Source organism: Helicobacter pylori, assembly GCF_014496485.1.
GTDB classification, from domain to species: domain Bacteria; phylum Campylobacterota; class Campylobacteria; order Campylobacterales; family Helicobacteraceae; genus Helicobacter; species Helicobacter pylori_DD.
In genome coordinates this window covers 203,993-227,359 of record NZ_JACTAX010000001.1, presented here as the reverse complement: position 1 = coordinate 227,359, position 23,367 = coordinate 203,993, and the positions used below count along the sequence as shown (strand labels likewise).

Here is a 23,367-nt window from a genome sequence, read left to right as displayed (position 1 = left end):
CAAAGGGTTAAGTCTTTTTGGGGTAGGAAATATCCATGCAGACTTTAAAGAACAAAGCCTTTCGTGTTAGTGTCCATTAGGGCGCTTTAGTTAGGAAGCTCCTTGCTTTAGCAAGGGGTGGTTTCACATTTTGAAAAAAAAAAAACAATTTTAAATATTTTTTACAATAAAATATCATAGAGCTTGATTTAAGAAAAGGGATTTTATCCGGTTTGAAATTGGTTTTTAAATCTTTGGTTACAATCAAGCCATTCTAATGGGAAAGAAAGGCATGTTTGAAAAGATACAAAAAGAATGGTTGAGCAACATTCAAAAAGATTTGTTGTCTGGTTTTGTGGTGGGGCTTTCTGTGATCCCAGAGACGGCCGGCTTTGCGATCATGGTGGGTTTAGATGTGGGCGTGGCGTTTTATACGACCTTTTACATGGCTTTTGTGTTGTCTCTTTTTGGGGCTAGAAAGGCGATGATTAGTGCAGCGGCCGGCTCAGTGGCGCTCATTTTGGTGGGCGTGGTTAAAAATTATGGGCTTGAATACGCGGGCGTGGCGACTCTTATGGCAGGAATGTTGCAAATTCTTTTAGGCTATTTGAAAATAGGGAATCTTTTAAAATTTATCCCCCAATCAGTGATGTATGGCTTTGTGAACGCGCTAGGCATTTTGCTTTTAACAGAGCAGTTCAAATTCCTTCAAAACCAAAATTTAGGGGTGTTTATCTTGCTCGCTATTGGGATACTCATCATTTACCTCTTCCCTTTAATCACTAAAAAAATCCCCTCTAATCTGATTTGTATCCTTATAGTGAGCGCGATCGCTTTAATTTTTGATATGCATGCGCCGAATTTGGGGAGCATTGAGCAAGGGGTTTCAGGCTTTCATTTCATCATTATCCCCAAAAATTTGGATTTTAAAATAATGATAGAGTTGTTGCCTTACGCTCTTTCTTTAGCGCTAGTGGGCACGATAGAAAGCTTATTGACCGCTAAAACTTTAGACGTCATTTTAAAAGATGGCGTGAGCGATAAGAATAAAGAAACTAAAGCGCAAGGCTTGGGGAATATCATCTCAGGGCTTTTAGGGGGAATGACAGGGTGCGCTTTAGTGGGGCAGTCTATCATTAACGCAAAATCCGGGGCCAAAACAAGGCTTTCTACTTTTTTTGCCGGCTTTTCTTTAATGGTGCTAATATTAGTGTTTAATGAATACGTGGTTAAGATCCCCATTGTGGCGGTTGTGGCGGTGATGGTGATGATTTCTTTCACCACTTTTAATTTCCAATCCATTATTAACATTAAAACAATCAAGCTCTATGACACGCTGAACATGCTCTTAGTCGTGGCGGTGGTTTTATACACGCATAATTTAGCGATAGGGGTTGTGGTGGGGGTTTTAGTCAATGCACTATGGATCAAATCTAAAGGGATTGCGTGAATTTTTGCTATAAAGCTATAAAAAGATGAGTCAAAAAGTATGGCTCCAGATGTAGGATTCGAACCTACGACCAAGCGGTTAACAGCCGCCTACTCTACCGCTGAGCTAATCTGGAATTTCGCTCAAAAATAAAAAGAAATTTTAGTGTGTTTTTTGTAAAAAGTCAAGTAAAATGATGCCATTATTCACTTGAGAGCCAAAAAGTTGGCTTTGTCCTCATTAGTAATGAGAACCGATTCAATATCAATAAGCCAAAACATAATTGAGATACAAGCTATAAAGCCTGCGGTAGGCTAATTTAGCGCCCATGAAAGAATAGTAATTGGTGTTGATGGTGGGGATTTTCACGCCTAATTCAATGCCATGATGAATCCCTTGAAGCCTTAAGCCGGTGTTGAATAAGAATTGGAAATTGGTGTTGTTGATCTTAGCGTTGTAGATGCTATTGGTGATTTTTAAATTCGCAGATTGGTTATTAAGCCATGTCGTGCCGGCTAGAGCGATGCCTCCAAAAATGCCAAAAGAGACTTTGCGGTTTTTATCGGATCCGCCATTGATGAAATTCAATAAAAGATCACTGCCGGCGCCATAAGTGAAAACGTTGGAAGCGGAGTTAAAAAAGTTGGATTTGATATAGGCATGGTTGTAATCAAAAAAGGCATAATAACGGATCCCAAAAAATTTATTTTTCCCAAAAAATTGCTTATAGCCTAGTTGCACGCCCACGCCATTCATCGCCCCGTTATTGCTTTGAGAATTAATTAATCCCACGCTTCTAAAAGGGTTATGGCCAAACTCTTTGGTGGTGGTGGAATTGAGAATATTGGGTTTCGTTGAGGGAATAACTATAGCTAGATCGGCTCACCAAACTGTGAAACCCTTTAGAATCGGGCGTTTTTTGAAGGGTGTTATAGATGGTTGCTAAATTGTCCCCTTTGAGGTAAGAGATAGTGTCATCAATAACGCTTGAGACTTGATTAAGGTTTTTATTGAAATCAGCGTTGGTAAACGCGCTTGGTTGGTTTGGACCTTCTGGGTTATCTCTTCGGGCTTGCTTAGCGGCTTCTTTAGCACTATCAATCATGCTAGTGATGGCGTTAAAGGTGCTGCCAAAAATAGCGCATGCGTTCCCGCTTGCATTAATGCCCCATGGTTTGCCATTGCCCCCGTCTATTCCTGGGCATTGGCTTTGAAGAGTGCTAATAATGGTTTTGGCTTGTCCTAAAAGCTGGTCGTAGTCATTTGCAATCGTGAGATCATTGTTTTTATTTTCTAAGGTATTTTGGAGCAATTGAGAAATCGCATTGATTTCGTTGTATTTGTCAGTGGGTAGCGAGTTATTGGCTAAATTAGAGGCTATCACTTGCCACATGCCCACCGCAGAGCTGAGCGCTGAGGATACGGCTTGATTGGCGGTATTAGGGGTCGTTTTCAATCTGCTAGCGCTTTCTTTTAGATTGTCAATCGCTTGAGCGGTGCTTGAATCAGTGTTAGAGGCCGTTTGTTTGAGTTCGTTATAGCGGGTTAAAAGATTGTTCAAATTTTCGTAAGCGTTGGAGACTTTTTGGATTTCGCCGGTGTTTTTCACTTGTTGAACCGCTTCGCCGATTTGGTAGCCCACGCTCATAAAAACGCCGTCATTTTCAGCGAGGAGCGATGACGCCATAAGAGGAAGTAAAATCGTTTTTTTCATAAAATGTTCCTTAAAGTAATGTTTTATTTGTAAAATCGTATCAAATTGAAACTTTATTTACAATTTACAATGCGTTTAAATTGTGCCATAAATTTATTGAATTTTTAATAAAATTGAGCAAAAATTAAGAAATTTTGCTTTTTTTTGGATTTAAAAAGAGATTTTTAATGGTGAAAAATGTTTTGAGTATTTTTAAATTTCACCGCTTAAGGAGATTGGGGCTAAAAATTTTCAAAGCGTTTTGCAAATCTTCTTTGGTGTCAATGCCCACGCTTTGGCTTTGAACGATTTTTACTGCAATCTTTTTTTGGTAATACAAAGCCCTTAATTGCTCTAATTTTTCTATCTCCTCTAAAACGCAAGGCTTTAAAGCGCATAATTCTTCTAAGATTTCTTTATTATGGAAGCCATAAATACCGATATGCCCTAAAAGGGGGGTTTGGCGTTTCGCATCAAAATCTCGTAAAAAAGGGATAAGGGAACGCGAAAAATACAAGGCGTTATTTTGATGATCCAAAACTACCTTGACTAAATTAGGGCTTTTGGCCTGCTCTTCATCAATGACTTTAGCGCAAGTCGCCATGAAAGGGGCGTTTTGGGTGGCTTCTAATAAGGCTAAAATGACTTCTTTTTCTAAAAAAGGCTCATCGCCTTGCAAGTTTAAAACCCTTTCGTCGTTTTTTAACCCTAAAATTCGCGCCGCTTCCAAACAGCGTTCTGTGCCGCTATTATGGTGTTTGGAGGTTAGCACCGCTTTAATGCGGAATTTTTGGCATGTTTGCATGATGCTTTCATCATCGCAAGCGACTACGCATTCATCTACTAGATTCGCATTTTTAGCGCAACGCACTACCATAGGCAAACCAAAAATATCTTCTAACACTTTATTTTCAAAACGACTGGATTTTAATCTAGCAGGAATGATAATCATCTTTAAGCCTTATAAAATAGGGATTTTATGGTATTATACCCATTAAAAGCTTATTCCTTATTATTGTAGGGATTGAGACTATTGAACTTTAGGAGTTTTTAATGATATTAAGAGCGAGTGTGTTGAGCGCGTTACTTCTTGTAAGCTTAGGGGCAGCCCCTAAACATTCAGTTTCAGCTAATGACAAACGGATGCAGGATAATTTAGTGAGCGTGATTGAAAAACAAACCAATAAAAAGGTGCGTATTTTAGAAGTCAAACCTTTAAAATCCAGCCAGGATTTAAAAATGGTCGTTATTGAAGATCCGGACACTAAATACAATATCCCGCTTGTAGTGAGTAAGGATGGTAATTTAGTCATAGGGCTTGGCGGTATCTTTTTTAGCAATAATAGCGAAGACGTGAAGTTGCTTACAGAGACCAATCAAAAAATCCTAGCCCTTAACACCACCCAACAAAATAGCGCAAAATTGAACGCTCTTTTTGATGAAGTGCCGGCTGATTATGTGATAGAGTTGCCCTCTACTAATGCTGAAAATAAGGACAAGATCCTTTATATTGTCTCTGATCCCATGTGCCCGCATTGCCAAAAAGAGCTCACTAAACTTAGGGATCACTTGAAAGAAAACACCGTGAGAATGGTTGTAGTGGGGTGGCTTGGGGTTAATTCAGCTAAAAAGGCGGCTTTGATCCAAGAAGAAATGGCGAAAGCTAGGGCTAGGGGAGCGAGCGTGGAAGATAAAATCTCTATTCTTGAAAAGATTTATTCCACCCAATACGATATTAACGCTCAAAAAGAGCCTGAAGATTTACGCACTAAAGTGGAAAATACCACTAAAAAGATTTTTGAATCTGGCGTGATTAAGGGCGTGCCTTTCTTATACCATTATAAGGCATGATATAAGGTTACTCTCATGAAAAAACCCTACAGAAAAATTTCTGATTATGCGATCGTGGGTGGTTTGAGCGCGTTGGTGATGGTGAGCATTGTGGGGTGTAAGAGCAATGCTGATGACAAACCCAAAGAGCAAAGCTCTTTAAGTCAAAGCGTTCAAAAAGGCGCGTTTGTGATTTTAGAAGAGCAAAAGGATAAATCTTACAAGGTTGTTGAAGAATACCCCAGTTCAAGAACCCACATTATAGTACGCGATTTGCAAGGCAATGAACGCGTGTTAAGCAATGAAGAGATTCAAAAGCTCATCAAAGAAGAAGAAGCTAAAATTGATAACGGCACGAGCAAGCTTATCCAGCCTAATAATGGAGGGAGTAATGAAAGCTCAGGCTTTGGCTTGGGGAGCGCGATTTTAGGGAGTGCAGCGGGGGCGATTTTAGGGAGTTATATTGGTAATAAGCTTTTCAATAACCCTAATTACCAGCAAAACGCCCAACGGACCTACAAATCCCCACAAGCTTACCAACGCTCTCAAAATTCCTTTTCTAAAAGCACACCCAGCACTTCAAGCATGGGCGGAGCGAGTAAGGGACAGAGCGGGTTTTTTGGCTCTAGTAGGCCTACTAGCTCGCCGGCGGTAAGCTCTGGGACAAGGGGCTTTAACGCATAAAATCTATTTAAGGTTAAAAAATGCAAGTGATTCCTTTAAAACCTTTAGACAATAAGACCTTAGAAGAAATCGGCTTAGATTGGCACACGAATGACGACATGTCATCTTATATCGCTGATGAAATGGTGGTTGTCTCTCAAAAAGAAGCGGACGCTTATTATGACGCTTGTAATGAGCTTTATGACATGTTTGTAGAGACGGCTGAAGAGGCCATTCAAAACGATCGCTTTTTTGAATTGGATATTCCTAACGCGCTCATTCCTATGATCAAACAGAGTTTTGAAGAAGAAGTGCATTGGCATATTTATGGGCGTTTTGATTTAGCCGGGGGGCTTGATGGCAAGCCCATTAAATTACTGGAATTTAACGCTGATACCCCCACCATGCTCTATGAAACCGCGGTGATCCAATGGGCGTTACTCAAAGCGAATGGCTATGATGAAAACAAGCAATTCAATAACCTTTATGAAGCGCTTGGCGAGAATTTCAAACGCATGGTAACTTTGGGCGAAGACACGAGCCGTTTTGAGGAAATGTATGAGGGGTGGAAAATCCTTTTTTCAAGCGTTAGGGGGAATATTGAAGAAGAGCGCACCATGCGTTTTTTACAAGACGTTGCTCAGAGCGTGGGGTTTGAAACGGATTTTTCTTACATTGATGAAGTGGAATTTAATGTAGAAGAGGGCGTGTTTAAAAACGGCTTGAATTATGAGTTTTTATTCAAACTAATCCCATGGGAAAACATCGCTATTGATGAACCAGAATTAGCCCTTTTGATGCAAGGCATGATGGAAAACAAAAACACGATTTTTTTAAACCCGGCTTATACGATCCTTTTCCAATCCAAGCGTTTTTTAAAACTTTTATGGGACAGATACCCCAACCACCCCTTATTGCTAGAAACGAGCTATGAACCTTTAGCCAATAAAAAGCAAATCAAAAAAGTGGCTTTTGGTAGGGAAGGGGCGAATAGTGAAATCTTTGAAGCTTCCATGCAATCGCTTTTAAAAACGGATGGCGTTTATTCTAACCACAAACCCGTTTATCAAGAGTTTTACGAGCTCAATTCGCATAACGGGTTGTATTACCAGCCTAACGTGTTTTTTGCTTATGAATCTTGCGCGCTAGGGTTTAGAAAAGGGGGGTTAATTTTGGATAATTTTTCTAAATTCGTGAGCCACAGGTTGCAGTAATGAGCGCAATGATGCGTTATTTTCACATCTATGCGACCACTTTTTTCTTCCCTTTGGCGCTTCTTTTTGCGGTCAGCGGGCTTTCATTACTCTTTGGGGTGCGCCAAGACACTGGCGCTACTATCAAAGAGTGGGTTTTAGAAAAATCCTTAAAAAAAGAAGAACGATTGGATTTTTTGAAAGACTTTCTAAAAGAAAACCATGTCGCTATGCCTAAAAAGATAGAGCCTAGAGAGCATAGGGGAGCGTTAGTTATTGGCACGCCTTTGTATGAAATCAACCTTGAAACTAAAGGCGCTCAAACAAAAATCAAAACCATTGAAAGGGGCTTTTTAGGCGCGCTCATCATGCTGCATAAGGCTAAGGTGGGCGTTGTGTTTAAGGCGCTTTTGGGGATTTTTTGCGTGTTTTTATTGTTGTTTTATGTGAGCGCGTTTTTAATGGTGGCTTTTAAGGACACTAAACGCATGTTTATAAGCGTTTTAATAGGGTTCGTGGTGTTCTTTGGAGCGATCTATTGGTCTTTATAGGGTTTAAAATATTAGCTCTGTTTTGGATATTGGTTATGAAATCTAAAAAATACCTTTTGGGTGTTTTTACAACCAAAATAAAAAAGCTTGCATCAACAAGCGATAGTTTCTCATAACGCACTCTTAGGGGGTTAGGAGAATTTAGTTTTGGGTTTGAAGAGGGCGTTAAAGCGCAAAATACCCCCTTATGAGTTCTAAAAGTCCTATTTTTTAAAAATTAAAGAATAACTAAACCAACACAAAAAACCCCTAAAACTCTATCTTTAAACTAAAAGCGTTTTTATCTGTCTCATCTGACAACAATTTTTAAAAGAACGCTTGAAATTTAACTATTTTTCATTATTTTTGTCAAGTCTTTTTATAGCGTGCACATACCGCTCTATTATCGTGTGATTCGTGTTTGTAGCATGCTTATAATAATAACCACGCAAAAGCCATAAATTGAAACCATTTGAAAAACACAACCAAACGCATATCTATCCATAGCGCAAAAACACGCTAAAACATTTTTATAGGACTTTTAAACCTAAAACCCACTTCAAGCTAACCTAACAAAAATTTACACTATAAAAACACGCTAACAAACACAACCAAACAACCGCAAAAACATTCAAAAAGTTTTCTTTTTGAAAAAATAGACAAAACCCTAAAAACACTAAAGATTAAAAAATTAATAGGGGGACTTTCTGCTTTAGCTCTTAAAACAGAGCCAAATCTTTGAAAAGTTTTGAGTTAAATAACAGATGATGATTAGGGGGGATTGGTTAAATTTTCAATACCCCCTAAGTTTGGTGAGGTTTTCGCATGCTTGTTTCATGCCCAATTTACAGCCCTTGTCATAAATCATTATGGCGTTTTCTTTATCTTTCATGTTGTAATACATGCCCGCTAGAGCGAAGCAACCCACTTCATCGCCCATATCGCAACCCCTTTCATAATTATCAAGGGCTTTCCTCAAGTCTTTTGGAACAGCGTCCCCTTGGGAATACATAAAGCCCATCCTGGAGCAACTCACCGCACTCCCCATATCGCATGCTTGTTTGAAATAATCAAAAGCCTTTTGGGGGTCTTTTTTGACATACCTGCCTAACATATACATAGAGCCTAAACTCGCGCAACCACCAGAATTGTTTAAAGTACAAGCTTTTTGCAAATAATCAAACGCCACTTCAAAATCTTTATCAAGCCCTGCATCGCCATTTTCAAACAAACTCCCTAACGCGCGGCAAGCCTGCCCATCATCCAATCGGCATGCTTTCAAATAATAGATGACGGCTTTATGGTTGCTTTGTTTGACTTCTAAAAAGCCTTTTTCATAGGCAGTGCCTAAAACATAACACCCCTTAGCCATATCAAAATTACAGCTTTTTTGGTAGTAGGTAACCGCTTGATCGGCATTGCCTTTGATTTTTCGGTCATAAATAATGCCTAAATTGTAGCAACTCTCAGGGTGTTTTAAAACGCACGCCTTAGCATAAGCGTCAATGGCCTCTTGATAATTTTGAGTCGTGCCTAACCCCTCATCATAAAGCCCCCCTAAACCAAAACACCCTTCCCTATCATCAGCCTGGCATGCGGTTTTATAATATTCTAGGGCTTTTTTATAATCTATTCTAGTGCCTTGCCCGTTTTCATAAATGATTCCTAATTGCGTGCAACCTTCACTCACCCCATCGTTGCATGCTTTTTTAAAATAAGATGTAGCTTTAGAATAGTTCCCGCTTTTATAGGCTCTTTCAGCAACCCCTAAAAAGCTATTGTCTCGTTTCCCCCATAAATGGGCGTTCAAGCTCCAAAAAAATAACCCACAAACGAATATTTTTAAAATTTTGACACTCATTTTTACCTTCTTTTAAATTCTGATTTTTAGAACCCTTCTTTAATCAAAACAAAAAATGCAACGCTCCATTTTAGCATAAATCAAGCGCTTTGATTAAGGCTTGAGAGAATCCTTATGCTCTTCTTTATGCTCTAAAGAGGTGATGTAAAGGTAAATCGCTTGGATTTCTTCTAAATTGAGATTGTATTTAGGCATCATGCCTTTACCTAAACTCAAGGCGTCTTTAAAGGTTTTAAAATCTAAATGGTTGATTTTAGGGGCGTAGAGGATTTTTTTTTCGCCTTTTTCATAATAAAAAGTGATTTCTTGTTTTTCGCCTTTAATGCCATGGCATTTCGCGCACGCAATACCCCTAGGGTTTTTATAAAGAGCCATCCCGTATTCTAAATCAGAGATGAAATCCGCTTCTTTAGCACTCAAACTTAACCACCCCAAAACCAGCGCAATCAACAAACGCATTAAAACAACTGCACCTTTTCTAAAATCTCTTTCGCCCCGCTTTGTAAAAATTCTTCTAAAAGCTCTTGAATTAAATCAAACGCCTTAGTCTTATCCCCTTGCTTTTCTTTAGTGATGACTTCTTTCCCGTTAGGCAAGCCTAAAACCGCCTGGATTTTAACCTTATCGCCCATTAAACTCGCATGCACGCCAATAGGGATCTGACACCCCCCATTAAGCCCTTTGATAAACTCCCTTTCTAAATGGCAACAAAACGCGCTTTTCTCGTCATTGAGTTTTTGAAGCGTAATAAAATGCTTGTGGTTTTTGAGCATTTCTACCCCTAAAGCCCCCTGACCCATGCTAGGAATCATTTCTTCTACGCTAAAAGCCTTGCGGTATTTCGCTCCTTGAATGTTTAAGCGGCACAATCCGGCTTCAGCCAAAATGATAGCGTCAAATTCTCCGCATTCAAGCTTTTTCAAACGGGTTTGGACATTCCCCCTTAAGCTTTCTGTGTCTAGATCCTGGCGCTTCAGTTTGATTTGCATGGAGCGTCTTAAAGAAGTCGTGCCAACCTTGGCTCCTTTAGGCAAGCTCATCAAATCAGGGAATTTCACGCTTAAAAAAGTGTCTCTCACATCAGCCCTTTTGGTGATGCATGCCAAGTCTAACCCCTTTTCAAACACGACCGGCACATCTTTTAAAGAATGCACCGCCAAATCAATTTCGCCTTTTAAAAGCAATTCTTCTAATTCCTTAGTGAATAGCCCCTTACCGCCGATCTTATTTAAAGGGGTGTCTAAGATTTTATCGCCTTTAGTCTTAACGATTTGAATTTCGCTTTCTATCAAGCATTCTTTTTTCAGGCGTTCTTTAATGTGATTCGCTTGCCATAAGGCTAATTCGCTCCCCCTAGAGCCAATCACTAAATTTCCCACTCACTCCCCCTTATTCGCTCGCTAACATTTCTAAAATTTTTTCTTCTAATTCAATGTCTTTGATCGTTTGTTTTTCTAAATTAGCGCGTTTGATGCATTCAAATTCTTTATTCTCTAAAGTTTGCTTCCCAATAATCAAGGCTAATCGTTCCCCAATCAATTCAAAATCCCTCATCTTCGCCCCAAAACGCGCGTCTCTGTCGTCTAACAGCGCATCAACGCCCTTTTGGAGCAGCCTTTCATACACTTCAAAAGCGAGTTTTTTTTGCGCTTCATCTTTTAAGTTAGAAACCACGATCACCACATCAAAAGGGGCGGTATTTTTCGTCCACACACAGCCTAAATCATCGCTTTTTTGCTCTAAAATCGCGCTGAGCAATCGGCTAATGCCTATCCCATAGCACCCCATTTCAAAAAATCGCTCTTTACCATTCTTATCCAAGAAACTCGCCTTCAAGCTTTTAGCATAGCCTTGCCCGAGTTTGAAAATATGCCCCACCTCCAAACTCTTATGGTATTTCAACGCTCCTTGACAATTAGGGCAACGATCGCTCTCTTTAACCTGGACAATATCCGCATAAACAAGGTTTTCAAACCCTTTTAAATCCACGCCCACCGCATGAAAATCCTTTTCATTAGCCCCAGCGATTAAACAATCGCCCTCTTTTAAATCTTCATCAAAAATAATGTAAGAGACATGCTTTTTCAAGCCATAAGGCCCTATAAAGCCCGCTATTAGCCCTGCGTTATTTAAATCTTCTTCATTGGCCTCTCTCAATTCTAAAGCGTTCGCTCCTATAATGTTCAAGGCGTTCAGGGCTTTAGTCTCTTCTAAATTGTCATCGCCTCTAACAAAAAAGCACGCTAGGGTTTCTTTATCTTTATGGATCACTTTTTTAACAAGCGCTTTTAAGACAAAATAAGGCTCTGTTTTAAAAAATTCTGCCACGCTTTGCGCGCTAGTGGTATTAGGGGTAGGGAATTTCGCTAATTGCGCTTTGGGGACATTTAAAGGCTCAGGCCTTTTAGAGCGTTTAGCGATTTCAATGTTGGCGGCATAATCGCAATTTTGACACACCACGATCGTGTCTTCCCCGCATTCTGTTAAAACGACAAATTCCCTGCTTTTACTCCCCCCAATCGCCCCGCTATCCGCTTCCACAATGCGAAAATCCAAACCCAAATCGCTTAAAATCTCTTTATAAGCGCTTTGCGTGTTTAAAAATTCCTCATCCAAGCTCTCAGCGTCTTCATGAAAGCTATAACCATCTTTCATGATAAATTCCCTAGCTCTCACTAACCCAAATCTTGGGCGGATTTCATCACGGAATTTCGTGTGGATTTGATAGAGATGCACGGGTAATTGCTTGTAGCTTTTGATGAAATTAGCGGCAATTTCGGTGATATTTTCTTCTAAAGTGGGGCTTAAAACAAAATCATTGTCTTTTCGGTCTTTAAAAACCAGTAATTCCTTGCCGTATTTATCCAAACGGCCTGATTTTTCCCACAAACTCGCCAAAACCACAAAGCTCATTAAAATGTTTTGCGCCCCATGCTCTTGCATGCGTTTGTGCGTGATGTTTTCTATCTTGTCTAGCACTTTTTTAGCTAAGGGTAGGAAGTTATAGATCCCGCTGCCTACTTGATAGATGTATCCTGCTTGAGCTAAGTGCTTATGGCTTTTTAACACGGCATCTTTAGGGGGTTCTTTGAGAGTGGGGGCAAAAAGTTTTGAAAACAGCATGCATTATTCCTCGTAATATTCGCATTTATAGAGATTCAAATTCTGGGCATGATTAGCACTAGATTTGTCTAAATTAAACAAGTTTTTAATTGCGCCCACAAGCACATCGGATTCTTCTTTTTGAGCGTTCTTTTTTAAGGCGATGGTAGGGTTATGTAAAAAAGTGTTGAAAGCGTTGTGCAAGATCTTTTCAATATTGCCTTCGTATTCTTTAGGCACATGGCGTTTTTTGAGCGCTTTTTGCAATTCTTTTTGGGCTGAAATCCTAGCCAATTCCCTTAAATCCTTAATCACAGGCTCTACTTCTAAACTTTGGATCCATTGGTAAAATTCCATTGTGGCAAGCCCTACAATCTCATAAGCTTTCGTCCTGCTCTCTTGCCTGTTTCCCACATTTTCTCTCACCATAGGCTCTAAATCATCAACGCTGTATAAGAAAATATTATTGCATACCGGCTTTTCAATATTTCGTGGCACGGCTAAATCAAACCAAAAACGCCTGAAAATCGTTTCTTTTAGCATGGAATTTTGCACGATAAAGTTCGGCGAAGAAGTGGCGCAAAAAAGCAGTTCGTATTCATTGATATAAGTTTTTAAATTTTCTATATTTTGAAAGCTCACTTTTTTAGGCTCTTCTAATCCTTTGACAAAATCTTCAAATTTAGCCGCATTACGCCCTAAAATAAGTGCTTCAAATTGCTTGTTTAAAAGGTGTTTGATGACTAATTGAGCTATTTCGCCAAGCCCTATCACAAGGGCTTTTTTATCCTTAATTTTTTCTTTTTCAAAAATACTAAGCGCTTCTTTGACCGCCACTGAAGAGATGGAGACCCCTTGCTTGGAAATGCCGGTTAAATTGCGCACTTTAGCGGCGCATTTGAAAGCAAAATGGAGCAATCGGGTTAAATCTTTGGAGCAAAATTTCTCTTCAAAAGCGAATTTATAGGCGTTTTTCATCTGCCCTGTGATTTGAGTTTCCCCCACCACTAGGCTATCCAAACTGCTGCACACGCTAAAGACATGATGGACTGCACTTTCATCAGTGTTGATTAAAACGCATTTTTCTAAATCAGACACGCTCATTTTTTTATTTTGAGCCAAAATTTTTAGTAACGCGTTTTTTTGTTCATTAGTATTAGCGCCGTGCTTTAGGCTCGCATAGATTTCAAAGCGATTGCATGTGGATAACACCATGCACTCTTTGATATTAGGGCAATGGTTTTTGATGGTTTGTAAAAATTCTTTAAGCGTTGCGCTCGAATTGATAGCGAGTTTTTCGCGCATTTCTAAGCTCATGCTTTTATGCGTAAAGGCTAGGGTGAAATATTTTGACAAATGAGTTTCTAACTCCATTAAAAAGTCCTATAAATGACATCTTGCGCTAGTTTTTCTAAAATCAAATTGTTTTCCCCTTTAATGGCTTCAAGGGCCTTTTTAGAATAAACTTGAGCGATTTTAAGGGTTTCTTCTATGATACCATATTGCTTGAATTTTTCCTTAGTCCATTCTATGATTTCATGGCTATCTTGTTTAAAATAAGAAATTAAAAGCCCTTGTTCATGCTGATTTAATTTTTCATATAAAAGCAAGTAGGGTAAAGTGGTCTTGCCTTCTTTAAAATCGCTAAAATTGGGCTTACCTAGAGTGTTGGCGTCTTGAGTGATGTCTAATAAATCATCAATGATTTGAAACGCCATGCCAAAATGCAATCCAAAATCCGCATACATTTTGGCGTCTTTATTTAAAAGAATCGCCATGCTCTTTAGGCTCGCTTCCATGAAATGAGCGGTCTTGTCTTCTAAAATACGCCAGTATTTTTGTTTGTCGCTATTAAAACTTTCCCCCACAAACACGTCTTCAATCTCGCCCCTAGAGAGCCTTAAAACCGCATTAGAGAGGATTTGAGCGATTGCTTCGCCCATTTTAGATAATTCAAAAAAGGCTTTAGAATAAAACACATCCCCAAGCATCACGGCGTTAAAATTCCCAAAAAGAGCGTTAATGCTGGGGAGTTTTCGGCGCATGGTCGCTTTGTCAATCACATCATCATGCAATAAAGAAGCGGTCTGTATCATTTCTACAATCGCGCACAAATTGAAGGCTTTATCTAATAAAATAGCGTCTGTTTTTTCGTCTAACAAAGCGAGCATGAGTTTGGAGCGCAGCATCTTTGAAGGGCCAATCTTAGAAAACAATGCATCGATAAAGCCGCTTTCTATTTCTTTGATCCAAGAAGCGATTTTGTTTTGAATGGCTTGAAGTTGTTTTTCTTGCATGCAAATTCCTTAAGGCTCTTTAGGGGAAAAAACAAGGGGCATGGGGGCTAAAAATCTTAAAGTGGCTTTATCTTCTTTAAAATCTTTAAACACAAGCGACAGAGTGCTGTTAGAAGAAAATTTTTCTTCAAAAACTTTAAGGTTATAGGTGTTTCTCGCATGATCGGTGTATAAAATAAACTGGTAAGGGAAATGGTTAAAACGCATGTTGATGACTAAACCTTTATTTGCATATAGCGTCCAATAGAGCGTGATCTCTTTGGTTTGTTCATTTGAAGTGTCTTTGATGATCGCTTTAAAGACTTCATCTTTTTTTAATTCTAGCGTTCTATCTATCCCATAATCAAGCCCAAACGCTTTTGAAAAAAAGAGGAATATCAAGCCATAGCGGATAAGCTCATTCATTCCCGCTGAGAATATTCGCCATGGATTGGATCACAATGTCTGTTTTTCTGCTTTCTATTTTTTGTTGCAACTCTTCATCCATTCTTAAAGCTTTAGCGAAAGATTCAAACTTTTCTTCCAAGTCTTCTTTTTCTATAAAAGTTTCCAAGAGAGCCAAAAGCTCTAAAAGCCTTTCTAGCTCTTTTTTAGAAAGCTTTTTACTCGCATGAAAAATAATGTCATTCCACTTGTCTAAGGGGTTTCCCTCAAAAATTTCAAGCTCGCTGTAATCTCTCATGCTAGCTTCTTTTTGATAGCTTAAGCCAAATGGGCTTCTAGCATCCAAATGGATTTTTGCAACTTGGCTAATTGATCGTCCGCATAAGTTACGGTAACTTTATCGCCTTCTTTTTCAGCGGTGTTAGAAAGCTCTTTAAATTCTTTTTCTAGGTGTTTATAATCGCCTAGAATTTCTTTAAAGATGTCTTTAGAGTGGAAGCTTGTTTTAGTTTCTTCTTTAACACGAGTGAGTTTGAGCGCTTCGGATAAAGTGACTAAGGGGTGGTGCCCTAATTGAGCGATCCTTTCAGCGAGATCATCAAACATGTCCGCAAATTCTTCATAAATTTCTTCAGTGGCTTTATGCACATTGAAAAAATCGGTGCCTTTCACATTCCAATGAAAGTTATGCACTTTCATAAACAACACGATCGCATCCGCTTGCAAATGTTTTAAAATTTCAAATGTTTTCATCAAAAGTCCTTTTTTTTATAAAATGTTTTTAGGCTTTTACTTTCATAAAAACCTTGATCGCTATCCTACACCAAAAGAGTTAATGAAAAAATTTTTTTGTCTTATTTTTGTCAAAAACTGATAAACCCTATTCAATTTAATGTTATTTAATCTTTTTAAAATTTTGTTTTATAGTAAAACTCATTTTTAAGGGGGGATAATTATCAAAATTAAGAAGCGTTAAGAATTTTAATTTCAAAGGTTTTTTCTTGATTTTCTAATAGTGCAATGCTCCCTTCATGGGCTTTAACGACTTGTAAAGACAGGGCTAATCCTAAGCCATTCCCCTTTAATTTAGTGGTTTCAAAAGGCTCAAATAAAGCGCTTTTGTTTTCCACTTCCTTGCCATTATCAATAATGGTGAAGACAATAAATTCATTTTGAATGAACGCTTTAATTTTGACCTGCCCCTGTTCGCTCTCTTCTAAGGCTTCAATCGCATCAATAGCGTTATATAAGAAGTTTTGCAACACAATCCCCATCAAATCAAAGTCAAAAAACCCTTCTTCATCGCTAAAATTAAAAAGAAAATCAATGTCTTTAGAGTAAGTGTAGCAATTTAGGGCTTCTTTGAGATCGCTCTCTAGCGTTTTCAAACTTTGCTTGGTGCGGTTGGCTTGAATGCCTTTAGAAAAAAGCAAGGTGGCTTTAATGATCCTTTCTACGCGCCATAAAGCTTTTTGCAATTCTACAACAATGGGCTTAGTCTTTTCGTTCGCTTGCTTTAATAACACCGAAGCTAAAAGAGAGATAGAGCCTACAGGGTTTCTGATCTCATGGGCTAAATGCGCTGAAATTTTCCCCATAGAAGCGAGCCGCTCTTGGCGTTTTTGAGCACTAATATCGGTTGCAGTGATGATTTGCTTGCCTTGAATGCTGTTTTGCTGGACTAAATAGCTTTTATTTTCATGCTCAATTTCAGTGTTAAAATTTTCTAATTTAGCCTTATTGAACACCTCATGGCTTTGATTGGCTAAAGAATTTTTATAAAAAAAGCTCCCGTTTTCATTCACCACCCAAATGGCTTGCGGTAAAATCTCTATGACCCATTCATAAAGGGCTTTATAATCCTTAAATTCCTTTTCCACCTTGTAGCTTTGTAAAATGAATTGGTTTAAAAGCCCTAGCAATTCTTGCATGTCTTTTTTGTTGGAAAAATTTTCTAATAAATCTTCGCTCTCTTTGGGTTTAAAATTTTCTAATGAAATCACATTATTTTCGTTTTCCAACAACCCTTTGAAAGAAGAAGCCTTATTAGAGCGTTTCAAAGGGGAGTTTTTTAAATAAGGGCGTTTTAAGCGCTTGGATTTTTTCATGGTTTTTGTTTTTCTTGCTCTTTTAAGAAATTAAACAGCATTTCGCTATAACCAAAATTCCCGCTCAATTCTTTAGAGAGGGTGTCCTTATACATGGACGCATAAATCTCATCGCCTGGGGCTTTAGGATACAAGGGGTTATCCATTTTCATAGCGCTATCCAGCATGAATTTTAAAAGCAGCGCTTCAAAAGAATCGGTTTGTTCTTTGAGGAGCTTGTCGTTTTTAGTTTGAGCTAACGCTTTTAATTTCTCTTCGCTCGCTAATTTAGAAATGTTGTATTGCTCTAACATGGCTTTATTGTTGTTTATCATAGTATCTCCATTTCAGCGCTAATCGCGCCGCTTTTTTTTAGGGCTTGCAAGATTGAAACCATCCCCTTAGCGCTCACGCCAATTTTTTGTAAGGCTTTTACCACCCCGGCAATGGTGATGTTTTTCCCGTTAGAACTCAGCGTGTTATGAGCGGTGTCTAAGGACATGTTATTGTCTAAATCCTGCGTGTTTTTAAAATCATTTAATGGCTCTTTAGTGATTTTAAGCGTGATGTCTTGGCTTGTAACCACTATAGGATGCACTATTATATCCACTCCTGAAACGATCGTGCCTGATTTTTCATCTACAATGATCTTATTTTTCGCGCTGTAATTAATAGGGATTTCTTGCACTAAGGCTAAAAACTCCACCATAGAAAAACGCTCTGGGCGAGTGATTTGAATGGTTTTTGGATCTAGCGCTATGGCTACTTTATTGCCAAACACCTTATTTAAAGTGTTTTGCACTTGGATAGCGTTTTTAAAATTGGGGCTTTTCAGGCTTAAAGTCATGGCGTTTTTGTGGAACAAATCATACGAAACCTCCCTTTCAATAGTCGCCCCATTGATGATATTGGCTGAGAGCAAGTTATTAGAATTGCCCGAAGTGATAGCCCCTTGAGCGAGGGCGTAAATATTCCCATCCACCGCATTTAAAGGGGTCATCACCAAAGTCCCCCCTTGAATGGATTTCGCATCGCCAATAGAAGAAATGTGAATATCAATTTTATCGCCCTGTCTTGCAAAGGGGGGTAAGGAGGCTGTAATCATCACGGCAGCGACATTTTTAGATTTAATATCATCTGCAGAGATCTTGACATTCACGCTCTCTAGCATGTTAGAAATGGATTGCATGGTGAATTTTGAGCCGGATTTATCCCCTGTGCCATTTAGGCCAATCACAAGCCCATAGCCAATCAGCTGGTTATCCCTTACGCCTACTACGCTCGCTATATCGCCTATTTTTTCGGCCAAAAGCTTGTGAAAGGCTAATACAAAAATAAGCCACAAAAACACCCGTTTCAATCAAACCCTTTCTTTATTCCTTAATTCTAATTATTTTAGCATAAGCCTTTTATAAAAACTTTAAACTTAATTGAGCGCATTTTTATGCTATACTCAAAAATCTTATAAACTTTAAATCAAAGATTTTAATTTTAGCCTTTTATTAACTTTTTATAAAGTTTCAAATTAAATTGAGGTATGAATCTCCCATGGAATTGAATCAACCACCACTCCCTACAGAAATTGATGATGACGCTTATCATAAGCCGAGTTTTAATGATTTGGGCTTAAAAGAATCGGTTTTAAAATCCGTTTATGAAGCCGGCTTCACTTCCCCAAGCCCCATTCAAGAAAAGGCCATTCCGGCTGTTTTGCAAGGCCGAGATGTCATCGCGCAAGCCCAAACAGGCACAGGAAAAACCGCCGCTTTCGCTCTGCCCATTATCAACAACCTTAAAAACAACCACACCATAGAGGCCTTAGTGATCACGCCCACTAGAGAATTAGCCATGCAAATTAGCGATGAGATTTTCAAATTGGGCAAACACACCAGGACTAAAACCGTGTGCGTGTATGGAGGCCAGAGCGTTAAAAAACAATGCGAATTTATTAAAAAAAACCCCCAAGTGATGATCGCTACACCAGGAAGGCTGTTGGATCATTTAAAAAACGAACGCATCCATAAATTTGTGCCTAAAGTGGTCGTTTTAGATGAAAGCGATGAAATGCTGGATATGGGGTTTTTAGACGATATTGAAGAGATTTTTGACTACCTCCCTAGCGAAGCACAGATTTTGCTTTTTTCAGCCACGATGCCAGAGCCGATTAAAAGGCTAGCGGATAAGATTTTAGAAAACCCTATTAAAATCCATATTGCCCCCTCTAATATCACTAACACTGACATCACCCAACGCTTTTATGTGATCAACGAGCATGAGAGGGCTGAAGCGATCATGCGCCTTTTAGACACTCAAGCGCCCAAAAAAAGCATTGTTTTCACGCGCACCAAAAAAGAGGCCGATGAATTGCATCAGTTCCTTGCTTCTAAAAATTACAAAAGCACCGCCTTGCATGGGGATATGGATCAAAGGGATCGCCGCTCTTCTATCATGGCGTTTAAAAAAAATGACGCTGATGTGTTGGTGGCTACAGATGTGGCGAGCCGTGGGCTAGACATTAGCGGTGTAAGCCATGTGTTTAATTACCATTTGCCTCTAAACACTGAAAGCTATATCCATCGCATCGGGAGAACCGGGCGAGCGGGCAAAAAAGGCATGGCGATCACTTTAGTAACCCCCTTAGAATACAAAGAACTTTTACGCATGCAAAAAGAAATTGATTCAGAGATTGAACTTTTTGAAATCCCCACCATTAACGAAAATCAGATCATCAAAACCTTGCATGACGCTAAAGTGTCTGAAGGGATCATCAGCCTTTATGAACAGCTTACCGAAATTTTTGAGCCGTCTCAATTGGTTTTAAAACTTTTGAGTTTGCAGTTTGAAACCAGCAAAATCGGCTTAAACCAGCAAGAAATTGATGCGATTCAAAACCCTAAAGAGAAAACGCCAAAACCCCCTAACAAAAAAACGCACCAACATGAGTCAGCGCGTTCTTTCAAAAAGGGCCATTACAGAGAAAAAGGCTCTAAAACGAACCATCATTCTAAAAAACCCAAACGCCGTTAAAATATTTAAAAAGGAAATTCATGCCCATTGATTTGAACGAACATTTAAAAAAGAAAAATCCTCAAAGAGAAAATCCCACGCCCAACACGCCTAATAATGGGGGGCGTTTCATCCCGCCGTCTAACTCTTTTAATTCCAAAAAACTATCGGTTTTAATCGTCATTGTCCTTTTAGGCGTTATCGCTTTTTTGGCCAAGCCTTTTGAAGTGATTAGCTCAGGAGAAATTGGCATTAAGATCACCGCCGGGAAATACGAACCCACCCCCTTACAGCCAGGAATCCACTTTTTTGTGCCTATCATTCAAGACATTCTCATTGTGGATACAAGGATCAGGAATATCAATTTTTCACGCACCGAAGACATGGGCGTGGCGGGTAAAAACCAAGGGATTTTTAGAAACGATGCCATTAATGTGATGGATAGTAGGGGCTTGACCGTTTCTATTGAACTCACCGTGCAATACCGCCTAAACCCCCAAACCACCCCCCAAACGATCGCTACTTATGGCTTGTCTTGGGAGCAAAAAATCATCAACCCTGTGGTGCGCGATGTGGTGCGATCTGTCGTGGGGCGCTATCCGGCTGAAGATTTACCCATTAAGCGCAATGAAATCGCCGCTCTTATCAATAGCGGTATCAATAAAGAAGTTTCTAAGCTCCCCAACACCCCTGTGGAATTAAGCTCTATCCAATTGAGAGAAATCGTCTTGCCCGCTAAGATCAAAGAGCAAATTGAAAAAGTCCAAATCGCACGCCAAGAATCAGAAAGGGTGAAATACGAGGTGGAGCGCTCCAAGCAAGAAGCTCAAAAACAAGCCGCTCTGGCTAAAGGGGAAGCGGACGCTAACAGGATTAAGGCTCAGGGCGTGGCGGATGCGATCGTGATTGAGGCTAAGGCAAAATCTCAAGCTAATTTAAGCATTTCGCAAAGCTTGAGCGACAAGCTTTTAAGACTGCGCCAAATTGAAGTTCAAGGCCAGTTTAATGAAGCGTTAAAAACGAACAACAACGCTCAAATCATGCTCACTCCAGGTGGGGCTGTGCCTAACATTTGGATTGACACTAAAAGTAAGGTTAAATCTAGTATTGCCGAGACTAAAGAGCCTTAAAAACGCATGGCATCTCTCGCCTTTATCCAAGCTTTTTTGGAGTCTTTTAAGGGCTTTTTAAGCCAAGCGACTTTAATCAGCGTTTTGATAGCGAGCGTTTTAATCCTTTTTTGCGCGATTTTGCTCCTTTTGGCTTTGCTTTTAAGAAACCGCGTAGCCAGCTATATAGCAACAACAGCTTTTTTGGGCGCGTTTTTGAGCATGCCTTTTGTTTTGAAGGTTTTACTCACTCAAGCGATCTACCCCATAGAAACACGCATCTTGCACGCTAACCCTTTAAATTATAGCAACGCCTTTTCTTTACAAGTGGGAGTCAAAAACCATTCCAAATTCAGTCTAAACAAATGCGTTTTACGCCTAGAAGTGCTTAAAAACTCTCACAATTTTGTAGAAGAGCATGCGTTTAAATGGTTTGTCAAAAAAAGCTATGAAAAAACCTTTAAAGAAAGGATTTTGCCTGAAGAATCCAAGGTCTTTTCATTCTTTATTGACAACTACCCTTATTCAAAAACAGCCCCTTATCAAGTCTCTTTGTTTTGTTTGTAGAAAACTAAAAGATAACACCCAAGATAACATTCATTAAGAAGCGATTAAAAACGCTTAAAGGCATAAATTTTAAAATAAAGCTTTAAAGCCTGGATTCTAACAAACGCTTCGTATAAGCGTGTTTGGGGTTGTCAAACACCTCTTCAATAGTGCCTATTTCTACGACTTTCCCCTCACTTATCACTAACACCTTATCGCAAAACGCTTTGATCACGTCTAAATCATGGCTGATAAACAAATAGCTCAAATCCTGCTTTTCTTGTAAATCCAACAATAATTCCAACACGCTTTTTTGAATGCTTTTGTCTAAAGCAGAGGTTGGCTCATCTAAGAGAATGATTCTAGGTTTTAAAGCGATTGCCCTAGCGATCGCTACTCTTTGGCGTTCCCCTCCACTGAGCTCATAAGCGTAAAAGTTAAGCAATTCAGGGTTTAAACACACTTCTTCTAAACAAAGTTCAGCTAAATGATGCCATTCTTCTTTGGAAGCTTTAGGGTAAGCAAAGCGCAAAGCTTCTATTAAAATGCTTTGAATGCTTAAGCGAGGGTTTAATGAAGCGTAAGGGTCTTGAAACACCATTTGCAAGATCTTGCGGTAGGGTTTGAACGCCTTAGAATTTAAAAGCCCCACGCTTTGGCCTAAAATCTTTTCTTCCCCGCTGCTTAAAGCGAGTTTTAAAAGCCCTAACGCTAGAGAGCTTTTCCCGCTCCCGCTTTCGCCAATGATGCCGATGTTTTCTTTGGCTTTGAGGGAAAAATTCACTGATGCGATAAGGGGTTTTTTTAAAGAAGGCCTAAAAAAGCGTTTTTGCAAGTAATAAACGCTAAAATCTTTTACCTCTAAAAGCGTTTCATCTAGCGCTTTTAAATTTTTAGCGGGCAAGTTTGAAGCTTGAATCAAGAGTTTTGAATATTCGTGCTTGGGGTCATTAAAAAGCTCTTTAGTCAAATTGGTTTCTACGATCTCGCCTTTTTTTAGCACATAAACCCTATCAGCCAAGCGTTTGACCGCTTTCAAATCATGGCTAATGAATAAAAGGGCGATGTTTTTTTCCACGCTCAATTGCTTGAGCAAGTCTAAAATCTGGTTTTGGATTTGCGCATCTAATGCGGTGGTAGGCTCATCGCAAATGAGCAGTTTGGGCGCATTAATAATGCCCATAGCGATACACACCCTTTGGCGTTGCCCTCCGCTCAACTCATAAGGGTAACGATCCAAAAACTTTTCATCTAATTGGACTTGTTTCATGGCGTTTAAAACTTTTTCTTTAAGGAGCGTTTGAGAAGCGTTTTTATGGTGTAAAAAATAGGCTTCACTCATTTGTTTGCCGATTTTATGCAAGGGGTTTAGGCTGGATAGGGGGTCTTGAGCGATGTAAGCGATCGCATTACCCCTTAAATGCTGCATAAATTCTTCGCTTTCTTTTAAAAGGTTGGTTGTTTCAAACAGAATTTCGCCATTATGGGGCTTGAATCTAGGGTTTAATCGCATGATGAGATTAGCGATAGAGCTTTTCCCGCTCCCGCTTTCGCCCACGATCGCCACCCTTTCGCTAGGATTTAACGAAATATTGATGTTTTGGAGCGAAAAATGCGCGTTTAAAACGCAGTTCAAGTTTTTGATTTCTAGCATGTAA

The 23,367-nt window shown here is 39.3% G+C and carries 22 protein-coding genes, 1 tRNA gene and 2 pseudogenes; 9 read left to right on the top strand and 16 right to left on the bottom strand.

Annotated elements, in window-relative coordinates; genetic code table 11:
- Together IC572_RS07975 and IC572_RS01105 are read left to right on the top strand one after the other, a co-directional pair.
- Positions 1-70 (top strand): annotated as a pseudogene (locus IC572_RS07975) (RNA-guided endonuclease InsQ/TnpB family protein); the annotation flags it as partial.
- A gap of 201 nt (positions 71-271) precedes the next feature.
- Positions 272-1,429, top strand: a complete 1,158-nt coding sequence (locus IC572_RS01105) for a SulP family inorganic anion transporter (RefSeq protein ID WP_187854777.1) — start codon at positions 272-274, stop codon at positions 1,427-1,429.
- Between the two features lie 40 nt (positions 1,430-1,469).
- On the opposite strand, the gene IC572_RS01100 is transcribed toward IC572_RS01105, so the two are convergent.
- From IC572_RS01100 to kdsB, 3 genes and pseudogenes are all read right to left on the bottom strand, one after another.
- Positions 1,470-1,544, bottom strand: a tRNA-Asn gene (locus tag IC572_RS01100).
- Positions 1,545-1,672: 128 nt separating this feature from the next.
- Positions 1,673-3,122 (bottom strand): annotated as a pseudogene (hopA, locus tag IC572_RS07860) (porin HopA).
- 199 nt (positions 3,123-3,321) lie between these two features.
- Positions 3,322-4,053: a 3-deoxy-manno-octulosonate cytidylyltransferase gene (gene kdsB, locus IC572_RS01090; protein WP_187854776.1), complete on the bottom strand. Its 732-nt coding sequence runs from the start codon at positions 4,051-4,053 to the stop codon at positions 3,322-3,324.
- 101 nt (positions 4,054-4,154) lie between these two features.
- Between kdsB and dsbK the strand changes: the two genes are divergently transcribed.
- From dsbK to IC572_RS01070, 4 genes are read left to right on the top strand one after another with little or no spacing between them, the layout of a single operon-like run.
- Positions 4,155-4,952: a protein disulfide-isomerase DsbK gene (gene dsbK, locus IC572_RS01085; RefSeq protein ID WP_128042391.1), complete on the top strand. Its 798-nt coding sequence runs from the start codon at positions 4,155-4,157 to the stop codon at positions 4,950-4,952.
- Between the two features lie 15 nt (positions 4,953-4,967).
- Positions 4,968-5,615 (top strand): UPF0323 family lipoprotein, encoded by a 648-nt coding sequence (locus tag IC572_RS01080; protein ID WP_187854775.1) that lies wholly within the window; start codon positions 4,968-4,970, stop codon positions 5,613-5,615.
- A 20-nt stretch (positions 5,616-5,635) separates the two neighbouring features.
- Complete coding sequence (locus IC572_RS01075) at positions 5,636-6,808, top strand: glutathionylspermidine synthase family protein (protein ID WP_001197187.1); 1,173 nt, start codon at positions 5,636-5,638, stop codon at positions 6,806-6,808.
- Complete coding sequence (locus IC572_RS01070; protein ID WP_187854774.1) at positions 6,808-7,338, top strand: hypothetical protein; 531 nt, start codon at positions 6,808-6,810, stop codon at positions 7,336-7,338. Before IC572_RS01075 ends, IC572_RS01070 begins: the two co-directional genes overlap by 1 nt.
- 772 nt (positions 7,339-8,110) lie before the next feature.
- Here IC572_RS01070 and hcpE read toward each other — a convergent pair.
- The 12 genes from hcpE to IC572_RS01010 form a co-directional block, all read right to left on the bottom strand.
- On the bottom strand, positions 8,111-9,178 hold the full coding sequence (gene hcpE / locus IC572_RS01065; protein WP_187854773.1) for a Sel1-like repeat protein HcpE: 1,068 nt from the start codon (positions 9,176-9,178) through the stop codon (positions 8,111-8,113).
- Positions 9,179-9,271: 93 nt separating this feature from the next.
- Entirely contained in the window at positions 9,272-9,637 is a 366-nt protein-coding gene (locus tag IC572_RS01060; protein ID WP_187854772.1) for a c-type cytochrome, read from the bottom strand.
- Positions 9,637-10,557, bottom strand: a complete 921-nt coding sequence (gene hemC, locus IC572_RS01055) for a hydroxymethylbilane synthase (RefSeq protein WP_187854771.1) — start codon at positions 10,555-10,557, stop codon at positions 9,637-9,639. The genes IC572_RS01060 and hemC overlap by 1 nt, the downstream gene beginning before the upstream one ends.
- 10 nt (positions 10,558-10,567) lie before the next feature.
- Positions 10,568-12,301 carry a proline--tRNA ligase gene (gene proS / locus IC572_RS01050; protein WP_187854770.1) on the bottom strand — a complete coding sequence of 578 codons (1,734 nt, stop codon included), beginning with the start codon at positions 12,299-12,301 and terminating at the stop codon, positions 10,568-10,570.
- A gap of 3 nt (positions 12,302-12,304) precedes the next feature.
- Positions 12,305-13,654 carry a glutamyl-tRNA reductase gene (gene hemA / locus IC572_RS01045; protein ID WP_187854769.1) on the bottom strand — a complete coding sequence of 450 codons (1,350 nt, stop codon included), beginning with the start codon at positions 13,652-13,654 and terminating at the stop codon, positions 12,305-12,307.
- Positions 13,654-14,577 (bottom strand): polyprenyl synthetase family protein, encoded by a 924-nt coding sequence (locus tag IC572_RS01040; protein ID WP_128042768.1) that lies wholly within the window; start codon positions 14,575-14,577, stop codon positions 13,654-13,656. The genes hemA and IC572_RS01040 overlap by 1 nt, the downstream gene beginning before the upstream one ends.
- A 9-nt stretch (positions 14,578-14,586) precedes the next feature.
- Positions 14,587-14,982 (bottom strand): hypothetical protein, encoded by a 396-nt coding sequence (locus tag IC572_RS01035; RefSeq protein ID WP_187854768.1) that lies wholly within the window; start codon positions 14,980-14,982, stop codon positions 14,587-14,589.
- Positions 14,975-15,259 (bottom strand): DUF2018 family protein, encoded by a 285-nt coding sequence (locus IC572_RS01030; protein ID WP_001206051.1) that lies wholly within the window; start codon positions 15,257-15,259, stop codon positions 14,975-14,977. Before IC572_RS01030 ends, IC572_RS01035 begins: the two co-directional genes overlap by 8 nt.
- Positions 15,260-15,279: 20 nt before the next feature.
- Positions 15,280-15,714, bottom strand: a complete 435-nt coding sequence (dps, locus tag IC572_RS01025) for a DNA starvation/stationary phase protection protein (protein ID WP_000846455.1) — start codon at positions 15,712-15,714, stop codon at positions 15,280-15,282.
- 209 nt (positions 15,715-15,923) lie between these two features.
- Positions 15,924-17,069 carry an acid survival sensor histidine kinase gene (gene flgS, locus IC572_RS01020; RefSeq protein WP_187854767.1) on the bottom strand — a complete coding sequence of 382 codons (1,146 nt, stop codon included), beginning with the start codon at positions 17,067-17,069 and terminating at the stop codon, positions 15,924-15,926.
- On the bottom strand, positions 17,066-17,383 hold the full coding sequence (locus IC572_RS01015) for a hypothetical protein (protein WP_187854766.1): 318 nt from the start codon (positions 17,381-17,383) through the stop codon (positions 17,066-17,068). Before IC572_RS01015 ends, flgS begins: the two co-directional genes overlap by 4 nt.
- Entirely contained in the window at positions 17,380-18,408 is a 1,029-nt protein-coding gene (locus tag IC572_RS01010; RefSeq protein WP_187854765.1) for a flagellar basal body P-ring protein FlgI, read from the bottom strand. Before IC572_RS01010 ends, IC572_RS01015 begins: the two co-directional genes overlap by 4 nt.
- Before the next feature lie 188 nt (positions 18,409-18,596).
- On the opposite strand from IC572_RS01010, the gene IC572_RS01005 reads away from it, so the two are divergent.
- From IC572_RS01005 to IC572_RS00995, 3 genes are read left to right on the top strand one after another with little or no spacing between them, the layout of a single operon-like run.
- Positions 18,597-20,075 carry a DEAD/DEAH box helicase gene (locus IC572_RS01005; RefSeq protein ID WP_187854764.1) on the top strand — a complete coding sequence of 493 codons (1,479 nt, stop codon included), beginning with the start codon at positions 18,597-18,599 and terminating at the stop codon, positions 20,073-20,075.
- 20 nt (positions 20,076-20,095) lie between these two features.
- Positions 20,096-21,184 carry a prohibitin family protein gene (locus IC572_RS01000; RefSeq protein ID WP_001121047.1) on the top strand — a complete coding sequence of 363 codons (1,089 nt, stop codon included), beginning with the start codon at positions 20,096-20,098 and terminating at the stop codon, positions 21,182-21,184.
- A gap of 6 nt (positions 21,185-21,190) precedes the next feature.
- Positions 21,191-21,730 (top strand): DUF2393 domain-containing protein, encoded by a 540-nt coding sequence (locus tag IC572_RS00995; RefSeq protein WP_187854763.1) that lies wholly within the window; start codon positions 21,191-21,193, stop codon positions 21,728-21,730.
- An 82-nt stretch (positions 21,731-21,812) separates the two neighbouring features.
- On the opposite strand, the gene IC572_RS00990 is transcribed toward IC572_RS00995, so the two are convergent.
- Positions 21,813-23,363, bottom strand: coding sequence for a dipeptide ABC transporter ATP-binding protein (locus tag IC572_RS00990; RefSeq protein WP_187854762.1), 1,551 nt, complete (start codon positions 23,361-23,363; stop codon positions 21,813-21,815).
- Positions 23,364-23,367: the final 4 nt, after the last annotated feature.